This window comes from Enterococcus raffinosus, from assembly GCF_018917525.1.
Taxonomy (GTDB): Bacteria; Bacillota; Bacilli; order Lactobacillales; family Enterococcaceae; genus Enterococcus_A; species Enterococcus_A raffinosus_A.
On record NZ_JAHLOS010000001.1, the window covers coordinates 166,323 to 179,942 of the forward strand.

Annotated in this window: 4 protein-coding genes; all 4 read left to right on the forward strand. The window is 38.6% G+C overall.

Annotated elements, in window-relative coordinates:
• Positions 1 to 228 precede the first annotated feature (228 nt).
• The 4 genes from KQI58_RS00835 (at position 229) to KQI58_RS00850 (ending at position 13,529) form a co-directional block, all read left to right on the forward strand.
• On the forward strand, positions 229 to 9,429 hold the full coding sequence (locus KQI58_RS00835; protein ID WP_216405630.1) for an InlB B-repeat-containing protein: 9,201 nt from the start codon (positions 229 to 231) through the stop codon (positions 9,427 to 9,429).
• 75 nt (positions 9,430 to 9,504) lie between these two features.
• Complete coding sequence (locus tag KQI58_RS00840; protein ID WP_216405632.1) at positions 9,505 to 9,639, forward strand: DUF3789 domain-containing protein; 135 nt, start codon at positions 9,505 to 9,507, stop codon at positions 9,637 to 9,639.
• A 507-nt stretch (positions 9,640 to 10,146) separates the two neighbouring features.
• On the forward strand, positions 10,147 to 11,568 hold the full coding sequence (locus KQI58_RS00845; RefSeq protein WP_216405634.1) for an immunoglobulin-like domain-containing protein: 1,422 nt from the start codon (positions 10,147 to 10,149) through the stop codon (positions 11,566 to 11,568).
• Positions 11,569 to 11,756: 188 nt separating this feature from the next.
• Positions 11,757 to 13,529, forward strand: a complete 1,773-nt coding sequence (locus KQI58_RS00850; protein WP_216405636.1) for a hypothetical protein — start codon at positions 11,757 to 11,759, stop codon at positions 13,527 to 13,529.
• Positions 13,530 to 13,620 lie beyond the last annotated feature (91 nt).

Consider the following 13,620-nt stretch of genomic DNA (forward strand, 5'->3'; position numbering starts at 1 on the left):
ATGATTTAAGAATTTTCATATGCTAAAGTAATGGACTAAAAAAGAACCAAAATTAACCTGTTTACTAGCTATGTTTGATTCAGGGAAGCTTAATAATTGTACGTTTCATAGCTAGTTTACATAACTTCATTCTTATACGCCAAAGTTATTTGGAAAACGAGAAATCTAAAAAAGATAAAATGAAAGAACAGATTAACAATTTAGTTAATGATTGGAAGGAAGGAATCAATGAAAAATAAAAGTTTAATTAGTTTAGTCTGTGTTGCTGTGTTAAGCCAATATGGCCTAGCACCTATTACGACATTCGCAATGGAAAATGAGGAGACGATTACGGAAACGGCGTCTAACGAAGAGTTAACGACAGAGCCAAACTTGGATAATTTACCACAATCTTCAACTCAGTTTACCAATGGAGAGGAAGCTTCTGCAGAGTCAGAAAATACGACAGAAGAAACAACAAGTTCAACACCTCCAGAAGTGGAAAAAGTCGAGGCGAAGTCATTAGATATAATGTTAAAAGACCCTAATCAAGCTCTTGTCGAAGAGGATGATTTCATAGTAAAAATCAGTGGAAGTGAAACGGTAGCTAAACTTCACTTACCTGAAGGTATTAGTTACGATTCAGAAAAAAACACAGAAGAATTACGTACATTGGTTGATGTTGATTCAGAGAACAGATTGCTTACTTTTTCTAAGGTTAATGAACTGGAAGAAATAGAAGTTGTGCTTACTGTTGAAAAAACTGGTGAGTATGAACTGCAATTGATCAATGAATCTAATGAAGCTATGGGAGAGAAATTGAGTTTTACCGTTGCAGAAAAATCAAATGATGTCCAGAAAGAACTAGAACAGAAAACATCTGATCATCCGAAGGAAGAAACGATGAAAGAAGAGCAGAAAAAGATAGAAACAAAAGAAGAAATCAAGAAAGAATCACGGGCAGGAACGAATGATAGTCGGGTAGGGTTGGATATGGCTTCTGATCCTACAAGTGAAGTAACCTCTGCTAGTCAGAGGATTCTCTATACAACGACGATCTCTCATACTGATTCAACGAAATCAATTAATCAAGGGAAACTAGTTATTACTATTGAAAACGGAAAGTTCAAAGATTATCCTAATGTCGCTGATTACAGCTCTCTGAAATCGTCCACTTTAAGTTCGGATGGGAAAACAATTACTTTATTATTAAATGATGGACTTGCTTCTGGAAATTTTGAATCCTATTCTTATAGTGCTTATTCCTCAGTAGGAATTACGCATGGAACTGAGATTAATGTTAAGACTGTATTTACTGGAGTATTTACTGGCGAGTTTACCAGTTTTGCAAATGAAGTAGAGAAAAAACTTCAAGTAAACATACCTACTGGTGGAATCCAACAGGTGGTTCCAGGAACCTCTAGCTGGACAATCTCACCTCCTGAAACAAAAAATGTATATCCTGGAAATTCATTTTCAGATAGTATTGGGTTATATAATGTTTCGAAGAATGAAGGTTTTAGAAACTTAAGGTTTAAATTACATTTTTCGGATAAAAATAAAATTGATTGGTTTGTTTATTTAAAGAAACAGTTTTCAATTTATTATCAAGGGGGAGGGAATTCTGTAGTAAAAATTACTCCTGAAATGATTGACACAATAGATGACCAGACCTTTATTCTGAATTTTGGAGAAATGAATCCAGAAGATATTGAAAGAATTTACTTATATTTCAATTCTAGAATACCTAATGATGCAGCGACTGGTGAACAGTTTACAGTAGATGTTACAGTGATGGAGGATATGATTGATATTTTATCATCAACATTTACGTATAATGTGATTGGTGACACAACTGAGGTTTCATTTGTAGCCAATCGTGATGGCAATGGTAGTCAACTTTCTACTGGGCAAAAATTTTGTAGTGCTTACCGTACAACTGGGATGACTTCAAAAGAAATTTCTGACTACACAATCATGGTTGATGTGCCTAAAGAAGTTACCGCAAAAAGAGTAATCAATGGGTTAACAGGCCCCAGTACAAAGAGTATTGATAAATTGGAGTTTTATGACGGAAATAACTGGCAAGAAGTTTCTGAGGATAGTAATAACAATTTTACGCTACCTGATGTTACTATTAAAAAGTTAAGAATAAAGTATAGTAAAGTCAAAGGAACGATTTACTGCCATCAACCATTCCGAATTGAATGGCAAGTGAAAGATACAGCGACAATAGGAACAAATTTTGATTTGAAAAATTCATTGAACTATACCGATTCTTCAGGGAATATACAAACCCCCGACGTTTCTAGTCAAGATTTATCTTATGAAATTGTCGGAACAACACCTATTGAGCAAACGACGAAAGTTACTGTAGCTCAGTATAATTCTACTAGTGATTTTGATAATGGATCAGTGGTTACTGGTGATAAATTTAAAATGAGTTATCGTGTAGGAGCCGCATCAGGAAAAGTTGAGCAACCCTACGTTTTCATTAAATTGCCTAAAGGAATAAAAATAGAGAATATTAATAATACTATTCAATATCCATATGGTAACGATATAGCTTACTTCGGTTCCCCTAAAAATGGGAAAACCGTAACACCTATTTCAAAAGCGAATACAGTAGGCTCTTTCGAAGCTTCTGATGGAAATATGGTTTACTATTACAAGGCAGATGATACGTCATTATCGCGTGAAGACTATATTCAAATGTTATTAATAGAGAATGAATACACGGTTGAAAACATCAAATCTGGTATTTATGAAGTCGAAGTAGGCATCGGTTCGTTGAAAGAAAACTATGAAGATGCGACACTAAATAACGGATATACAGCCTCCACTTTATCTGCTGAATTACAGTCAAAACTTGGTGCAACGTCTACCGCGTATTACTCCAAAAAGACTAAGATGACGGTTGGAAAAATAGATAAAGTAACTACGAGTGTTGCAGTCAAGGGTAGTGAAGATGCGGCGTGGTTGGATTCATCCAAAACAGGAAAAGTTGTACCGGGTAAGAAAGTTTCTTATCGAGTGTCTATCAAAAACGAGGGTACAGAAAATTATTCGAATGTTCAGTTAGTGAATATTTTACCGTATGTTGGGGATACTTTAGTAAGTAGTTCAACTGCCAGAAATTCTCAATTCCAAATTAATCCAGATTCAAGCGGGGTATCGGTCAAATACAATGGTGGAGAAGCAAGCGGAGTAACTTTAGACTATTCACTATCCAATGATCCAGTTCGCTTTACTTCACCAAGCGGGGATACGATTGGGGTGGATCCTTGGGTAAGTTCGGTTTCGGATTTTTCAAGAGTACGAGCGATTCGAGTGAGTGCGCCATCAGTAACGCTTAAACCCGGAGATGAGATTACTTTAGAATATAGTGGAGTCGTAGTACTGGATGCCCAGCGCCCTCAAAATCCAGAAGAAAATTTTGTAGCTAATAATAGTGTAGCCTATCGTTTTGAAACAGATGAAGAAGCCATTCGTGCTGGAGAGCCTGCGATTTCTAAAGTTCAGACAATACAGGCTGAAGAAAATGGGCTGATTTCTGGAAATGTCTATATCGACTTAAATAAAGATGGGAATAAATCGAGTAACGACCCAGGTTTAAATCAGGTTCAATTTGAACTATATAAGAAGAATGACAGTGGACAATTTGTTTCAACAGGCTTAACGAGTGAATCAACCTCTAATTCATTAGGAGATAGCGGTATTTTTGGATTTAATGATTTAGAGTATGGCACCTATAAGGTAAAAGTGATCCTTCCTTCAACTAAAGGAGCGGAATTCATTACCTCTGGAACAGATAAAGTGGACAAAATTGATGATACGAGTGCTTGGATCATGAAAGGAGGAAGCAGTGAATTCACAATAAATGATGCTACAGAGACATCAAATGAGATCAAAGATTTAAGTGTACCTATCTTTGTAAACACTCCATTGAATGGGACAATCAGTTTCAAGAATAAAGCAGGAGTAGTTATTCCTAGTAATTACGGAAAAGATTGCACTGTAGAACTATATAAGGGCACTTCGAAAATCGCGACAACGACCTCAAAAGATAATGGTGCTTATTCCTTCGATGACTTGTCAATTAATAGTAAAGATGATTACAAAATAAAAGTGACTATCCCAAGTGGAAAATCATTCGTCTTCACTACAGATAATTCTTCTGGTGAGTTGACGGTTGAAATGGAACCGGGAATCGGTACCAAAGCACCAACCGACATCTACATCACTGACACAGACAACCCAACTGGAGAAATCAAACTGGTGGATGGTCATGAGGCTGGAAAAGATGTCAATCCCTCAGACGTGGAGATCAAAGCGGAAGATGCAACTACCGATACGACGATGGCGTGGGAGATCACGCAAGGCGGAACAGTAGAATATTCAGGAACTTCGGATAAAGCGAAAGTCTCACTGGCTGATTATGTGGATTACCTAGTCGGCGATAAAAAAGCGGGCGAATTTGAAGTGAAGGCAGTCATCACGGATGCGGCTGGAAATACTACGACAGTAACGAAGAAATTCACGATTAAATATGGAACTGTCAAATATATGGTAGGTACTATTGAGCACGCGAAAGAAGAATCTCTACTATTATATGTAGATAAATTGACCAAGCCAGCGACTGACCCAACGAAAGCAGGGTATACCTTCGATAAATGGGTAACGGAAGCTGACTTGGATTGGAACTTTGCCACAGGGATTATTTCTGACGAAGACCTTGTCCTAAAGGCAACGTTCAAGGCGGAGAAACAAACGATCACTTTTGATGTCAATGGCGGAGATGAAGGAACGAAACCAGATGACATCGAACAGAATACAGATGAAGTTGTCAGTCTGGGTAGTGTCACTGCACCGACAAGAGTAGGTTACACCTTCAAACATTGGTATAAAAAAGGCGATGCCAGCAAGGCGAATGTCGGTGCATCGGTAACGATGCCCGCTGGGGGAATGGAACTAGTAGCGGAGTGGGAAGCAAATAGCTACAAAGTATCATTTAATAAAAATGACGGTACTGGGACAATGGCGGATCAGAACTTTAAATATGACACCGCGCAAAACTTGACGACGAATGTCTTCACCAGAGACGGCTATACTTTCCAAGGCTGGGCGACGAGCGCTTCGGGAGTGAAGGAATACGATAATAGCGCCAATGTCAAGAACCTGACCGCAGCTAAGGATGGTACAGTGACGCTTTACGCAGTCTGGAAAGCTGAGAAACAAACGATTCAATTTGATGTGAATGGCGGCGATCCTTCAACACAACCAAACGATATTCAAAAGGATACGGGCGAAACAGTCGATCTAAGTACAGTCGATGAACCGACTCGGACAGGCTACAGCTTCAAACATTGGTATAAGCAAGGGGATGCCAGCAAGGCAAATGTCGGAACTTCGGTAACGATGCCGGCGGATGGCATGACCTTAGTAGCAGAGTGGGAAGCCAACAGCTACAAAGTTTCCTTCGACAATAATGGCGGTACTGGTACGATGACGAATCAAAACTTCAAGTATGACACGGCTCAAAACTTGAAGGCGAATACCTTTACCAAAGACGGCTATACCTTCCAAGGCTGGGCTAAGACGAAGACTGGTGCATATACGTATCTTGATGGCGCCTCTGTCAATAATCTGACCGATGAGCAGGATGGTACGGTAACACTTTATGCAGTCTGGAAAGCAGACAGACAAGTAATCCAATTCGATGTGAATGGCGGCAATGTCGCTTCGAAGCCAGGCAATATCAGCAGTGATACCGATAGTACGGTGGATCTGAAGGATGTCGTAGCACCAACGCGGACAGGTTATACCTTCAAACATTGGTACAAACAAGGCGACACAGATAAGACAGCAGTCGGCAATTCGATCAAGATGCCAGCGGGCGGAGTAATTTTGGTCGCAGAGTGGGAAGCGAATACCTACACGGTCAATTTCCATAAAAATGGTGGTACTGGATCAATGACTGCCCAAAGCTTTACCTACGATGAAAGCAAAAAATTGACGAAGAACAGCTTTGAAAGAGAAGGGTACACCTTTGTCGGCTGGTCAACGACTTCTGGCGGTTCTTCAAGCTTTACGGACGAAGCGTCTGTTTCAAACTTAACAGCTACCAAAAACGGTACCGTAGATTTATATGCCGTGTGGTCAGCAGGTGCACAAGTGATTCAGTTTGATGTGAACGGCGGCGATACTTCTTCAAAACCTGGCAATATCTCTGGAAACACCGATGAGGTAATTAATTTAAGCGGAGTGGCAACACCGACACGTACAGGTTATAGCTTCAAACATTGGTATAAGAAAGGCGATGCAGCAAAAGCAAATGTTGGAATATCAGTGACGATGCCGGCAAAAGGCATGACCTTAGTGGCAGAGTGGGAAGCCAACACATATAAAGTCAAGTTCAATGCCAACGGCGGAACGAAAACGATGAGTGATCAAGACTTTGTATACGATACTGCTCAGACTTTGACAGAAAATCAATTTGAACATGCTGGTTACAGCTTCCAAGGCTGGTCAACCACAGCGGCAGGAGCAGCAAGTTATGCAGACAAAGCTTCTGTATCCAATTTAACAGCAGATGTCAATGGTGAAGTAGAACTCTTCGCTGTATGGAAAGCAGAGGAACAAACGATCCAGTTTGATGTCAATGGCGGTGATGTCACAAGTAAGCCGAATGATATTAAGAAAGACACTGCAAATACCGTTGACCTAAGCAAGGTGAAGGCACCAACTCGCACTGGTTATACCTTCAAGCATTGGTATAAACAAGGTGATGACAGTAAAGCGGATGTGGGCAATTCAGTAACGATGCCAGCAGGCGGACTGACCCTAGTCGCAGAATGGGAAGCGAATAGTTACAAGGTTTCCTTCAATAATAACGGCGGAACTGGAACAATGTTAGATCAAGACTTCACCTATGACACGGAGCAAACCTTAACAACCAATAGGTTTAGTCGAGTGGGTTATGCCTTCCAAGGGTGGACTACCAGCAGTGTCGGCTTTAAAGAATATGATGACGGAGAAAACGTTGAGAATCTTACCGCTGAGGCGAATGGTATGGTGACGCTCTACGCGGTATGGAAAGCAGAGGAACAAATGATCCAATTTGATGTCAATGGTGGGGATGTTTCAAGTAAGCCAGATGATATCAAAAAAGATACAAATACAACAGTTGATTTAAGAGATGTAGAGAAACCGACTCGTACGGGTTATAGCTTCAAGCATTGGTACAAACAAGGGGACGCAAGTGAAACAAATATAGGTGCTTCGATCAAGATGCCGGCAGGTGGACTGACCTTAGTTGCCAAGTGGGAAGCCAACAGCTACAAAGTTTCCTTCGATAATAATGGCGGTACGGGTACGATGACGAATCAAAACTTCAAGTATGACACGGTTCAAAACTTGAAGGCGAATACCTTTACCAAAGACGGCTACAGCTTCCAAGGCTGGTCTAAGACGAAGACGGGTGCGTATGCGTACCTTGATAGCGCGTCTGTCAAGAATCTGACCGATGAGCAGGATGGTACGGTAACACTTTATGCAGTCTGGAAGGCAGACAGCCAAGTGGTCCAATTCGATGTGAATGGCGGCGATATCTCGACTAATCCAGGCAATATCAGCGGTGATACTGACAGTACGGTGGATCTGAAGGATGTCACAGCACCGACGAGGACAGGTTATACCTTCAAGCATTGGTATAAACAAGACGACACGGATAAGACGGCAGTCGGTAATTCGATCAAGATGCCAGCGGGCGGCGTGACGTTAGTCGCTGAATGGCAAGCGAATATCTACACGATCAACTTCCACAAAAATGGCGGAACAGGCTCGATGACTGCTCAAAGCTTTAAATACGATGAAAGCAAGAAACTGACGAAGAACAGCTTTGAAAAAGACGGCTATACCTTTGTCGGCTGGGCAACGGCTGCAAATGGTTCATCTACCTACACCGATGAAGAAATTGTGTCAAATCTGACGGACCAAAAAGCTGGAACGATCGATCTGTATGCCCTATGGTCAGCAAGTGCCCAAGTCATCCAATTCGACGTGAATGGCGGCGATGTTACTTCGAAACCGGGTAATATCACAGGTGATACGGATGATGTGATCAGTCTGAGTGGCGTAGCGGCACCGACACGGACAGGCTACACCTTCAAGCACTGGTATAAAAAAGGCGATGCAGCAAAAGCAGATGTCGGAACTTCAGTGACGATGCCGGCAAAAGGCATGACCTTAGTCGCTGAATGGAAAGCAAATACCTATAAAGTCAAGTTCAATGCCAATGGCGGAACGAAAACGATGAGTGATCAAGCCTTTGTATATGATACCGCTCAGACTTTGAGTGGAAATCAATTTGAACGTCCAGGCTACAGCTTCGCTGGCTGGGCAACTACAGCGACAGGCGCAGCAAGCTATGCAGACAAAGCTACTGTTTCAAACTTAACTGCGGATGCTGATGGTGAAGTGGAACTTTTCGCTGTTTGGAAAGCTGATAAGCAAACGATACAATTTGATGTAAATGGGGGCAATGCTTCATCTAAGCCTGTAGACATTTTTTCAGAGACAGATAGTAATGTTGATTTGACAAAAGTCAGTGCACCAACACGTACGGGCTACACATTTGGTCATTGGTATAGACAAAATGATACAACGAAATCACCAGTCTTTGGAAATATTGCAATGCCAGCAGGCGGAATGCGCTTAGTTGCAGACTGGAAGGCAAATAACTACACGGTACAGTTTGATGCAAACGGCGGTAGTGGAACAATGAACGATCAATCTTTTGTTTATGATATTGAGCAAAGATTAACAGTTAATAGCTTCTCTCGGCCAAATTATGATTTTGTTGGTTGGTCAAACCGGAAGAATGGTCCAATTTCTTTCACTAATAAAGAAATTGTCAAGAATTTGACGACTATTGAAGATGGAAGTCAAACCTTATATGCGATTTGGAAGTTGCAAGAAAGTGTTATTACTTTTGATGTCAATGGTGGTGATGAAAAGAGCAGGCCGGAGGATATTCGCGCACAGATTGGAACAACTGTAAGCTTGAAGCAGGTTAAGACTCCTACTCGTTCTGGTTATACATTTACTGGCTGGTATATTGGGACAACCAAAGTTGGTGATTCTGTCGAAATGACTGAGAACGGTATGAAACTGGTCGCACATTGGTCACCGAATGATGTGAATGCTCCTGATGAAAGAGGTACTGGTTCAGGAAATGGATCTGGGACTAGTACGAAGACGAACAATGCGAATGTTTTGGCAAAATCTGGAGTAAGTGGCAAAGCGACTTCAACTAATACTAAAGCCTTACCACATACCAACGATACACCAACGATTGGGATGTCAGTAGTCGGAGGACTGTTTACTTTATTGGCATTTTTTGGTTTCAAAAAGAAAAAAGAGGATGACTCTGAAACAGAATCTGAATAATTTAAATTAAACGGAGAAAGGATCACGAGCTTAGCTAGCGATAGGTAAGCTTGTGGATTCTTTTGGAGGAAAAGTATGAGTATTGTAATTGGCCTTTTGCTATTTCTATTTGGTGGATTTGTGGGTGTGGCAGTAATGAGCATAGTGCAGATTGGTGCTGCTGCAGACAGAGACGCAAGTAGCTTACATGATTTATCGAAGAAAGAGTAAAATTTAATTAAAATGATAATTCAAAAGAATATTGACCTTTATTTCTGAGGATTTCGGTCCTTTTAAACTTGAATAAATACAAAGGGGAAAACTATGGATATAACTTTTTTTACAATTGTTCTAGGTATAGCGATAGGATTAGCTGATACTATTCCGATGATAAAGCAAAAGATAAATATTTATTACACTGTTTCGGCATTTCTATTTCATTTGATTATGCCAACTATTGTCAATAATGTGCTCGTCAAAAACGCATGGTGGCAATCTACCATTCTTTATTTTGTGCTAACTTTGCCATTGTCTATACTTGTTTTTAAGAACGATAAAAAGGACTCTGTCATTATGACAGTGACATCCATTGTTGTTGGAAGCATAGTTGGCTTGATACTAATGTAGTTGAAAACCTAGTAAGAGAACATAGTGAACAAATCATTTAAGAAACTATTTTAGCTGAATAGTGATTTTTCAAGAAAATACTGATGTAATCAAAAAGGAGAATGAAGAAAAATGAAAAAGTGTAAATTTTTGGCTTCGATAGCTTTCCTAGCAATCATGGTGGGAGTATATCCAAGTCAAAGCAACTTGGCTGCAGAAAGTGAAACTGTGCAAGGCAGTACTGCTGAATCAAGAGTATTAGAGTCTAATAGCGGGAACATAAAGAGTAATATTAAAGAAAATAATCAGTTACTTCCTAAAATTATTGGGGCCAAGGATAAAACAATAAAAATAAATCAAAAGTTTAATCCTAAAGAGAGTATCACAGCGTTTGATCCTAAAGACGGTGATTTGACGGATAAGATTCAAATATCTGGTATCGTTGATACTAGTAAAACAGGGAAATATAAATTGACTTATTCAGTAGTAAATTCACAAGGAGAAAAAGCTCTGCAAAAAATTACTATTGATGTTCAGGCGGATGAGAGTCCGAAATATCGGGTAGAGATCACCGATTTTTCACTTCCATTGAAGTCAAATTTCAGTAAAGAGATCCAAAAGCGAGTGGTGATCAAGGATAATTATAACAAAACGATTGAAAATAAAGGAATTAAAGTATCTGTAGAGGAAAATACTCAGTATAACGAATTGGGTATTTTACCAGTGAATTTTTTAGTGAACATGGTTGATGGAACGATTTTAGAAGGTAAAGTAAATATTACAATTTATAGTGGAATTCGTATTGTCGAACCAAGAGTTGGCTATACCCATACTGGTTCTATTTATGAAGATGCGATTGATTTCATGAAGTATATTGAGGCCTATGAAATTGATGGTCAAGGGAATGAAAAGCGATTAGGTGCTTATGATGCGGATACTAAGTTTGGAATCAAAATTGTCAAATCGGATCTAGATGTTTCGGTGGCAGGTAAGTATGCGATCGTATACCAAGTAATTAACTCATTGGGTGAAATAGTTAACCATACCTCTTATGTCACTGTGGTGAAAGAGAAAAAAGAAGATGTGCCTCCAATGATTCAGGCGGAAGATCACGTGCTTTATGTAGGAGATGTTTTGACTAAAGAAATCGTGTTAGGTTGGACGAAAACAACGGATGCGGACAAGTTGATTTTTGAAGTTGTCGATGATCAAATTCCAACAACACAAGTAACTAATCGTTTAACAAAAGCTGGAGAGTATAAAATACGATATATGGCTTCGAGAATGGAGGAAGAATCGCAATCGGAACTAACGGCGGAAAAGGTCATTACTCTGATAGTGAAAGAAAAAGAAACAACGTCAAATACACAAAAAAAGCTCCCGAACAGTAACGCTAATAACGCAAAGAAAACCATACCAACCTCAGCAACCCAAGCAAAAACACTACCCAAAACAGGTTCGGAAAAAGCTAATTTTAATTTGATCTTCGTTGGAGCAGTCATGGTTAGTATTGTATTTATCTATGTGATCAAGAGAAAGCGCATGATTGAATAAAAAACTATACTTTCTAATTAGACTAAATTTGATTAACTTTGTAAAAAAGTATGTTGTTCAAAAAAATAAATGTAGTATAAAGATAAAAAATACGAACTTTGAGAAATCTGGGCGTGAAAATTATATCACTTAAAGTTTCAATTGTGAAATAAAGTACAATGCTTTGCTACCTAAGGGGGTCTTATATTATGGAAGGAAATTTAAAGCTTGATAGTAATTCCTATTTTTATAAAATTGATCGACAGCTTTCAAAGAGACAAATAACTCAGATTGCGGGCGAAGTATCGCAAAAGAAAATTGGCAGATTTAAGTGTCGTATAAAAGGACAAAAAAAGAAGATAAATGATCAAGAGGTAAGGTATTCTTTATTTGTATTTGAATTATCCAAAGAACCGGCATTTTTAGTGGGGAGTATTTTAAGAGAGACCAACTTTGGTTATTTATTGATGGTTGAATACGATGGCTATTTAGTTGTCAACTCAAAATATGCCGTGGGGTTGCGGCGAGCATTGGAAAGTGTCGTCGAGCAGATTGAGTATGAAAAGCTCTCTGGATTTTTGATTACAGATGAGACCATTTTTAAGCGTTTCTCACTGAAAAATACCAATATCTCATCCTATAATACATCAATCAGAAAACGAACAGTGGAAGCCCATAATTTGGCGGATTCATTTACTCCATTAAGCGCCAGTAAGCAACTAGTTCGCTCATTGAAAATCAGGAATGAGGATGAAAAGGACTATTCTATAAGTTTGGGAACATCAAGGGTAGCTGTACCAGGGAAAAAAGTTATGTTCTCGGAATTTTGTATATGGGCGATCAACATAATAGAAAAATTGAAGGCCTATCTCCCTAGCAATAATTATATGCAAAGCTTTGCACTTCCAGTGGATACAATAAAGCTGGAAAATCTGACACCAACAACAATCATGATTGATTTTTCTTCTGTAATAGATTGTATCAATGAGTGCGATTGTATTACCTACTCAAAAGATCCTTCAAAAGAGAAAACGATCGATAAGAACATTGTGGCGAGGATATTCAAAGATGATAACTGCCAATCCTTTGAGCTATCGGTTGACCCAAACAATCAAAAACTTTATTTAGTAGATAATACTTACATAAATGATTTCTATGTAAAGAAAAACAAAAAGAGTATAAAGGTGATTTCAAAAAAATTACATGACCTATATTTTCACTTTGAAGATGAATCTATTAGTTTTTTTGATGTTATAAATGATTCAAGACAAATCCTGATTAATTTCTCAGATATAGAGTATGCATATACTCAAAATGAGCTTTTTTATGATCATCAACTGGAAAAAGCCACACAATCATTTTTATCCATATTTCGTCCTTATAAAGAATTAACAAGAACGGTTAGTGAAAAAGGTAGCTTTTCAGAAAAAAGTAAGAAGTTTAAAAAGAACACACTATTTTCATTTATTGAGAACACCTTTGGTGACGATGATTATTTGATTTGTGATGATTTAGGTCATGAAGTGGCTGATTATATTTCTGTTACAGAAAATGAAACGATAAATTTCTATCATGCGAAAAGCGATCATAAGAAAAAATTGTCTGCTTCTGCCTTTCATGTAGTGGTTAGTCAAGCGTTGAAAAACTTAGGAAACATTGTCAATGTAGAAAAAATGGACTTGAAAAATAAGGAAGCTATTTGGGAAAGTTATTATTCAAATACCAAGATTAGCAGAATAACGACCAAGATAGATGGAGGAGATGCTTCTAAGGCTGTCGATATGCTTAAAACAACTTCTTTTGCATCCAGTTCAACAAAACGAGTTTGGTTGGTCGTTGATTTCATTTCAAAAGCAGAGTTAATTAATCAATTAAAAAAAGGGCCCAATAAAAGAACAATACAAATCATTTGGCTATTATCTAGTTTCGTAAATGACTGCCGAGAAGTGGGTGTGCAACCAAGAATTGCATGTAAACCTTAACGAAAAGGATTATCTGTTAATTTCAATAAGTGCTAAAATTCAATTTGAAATCGTTTTCTATTTGGTTTATAATAAAAAATTTGTAAAAAAA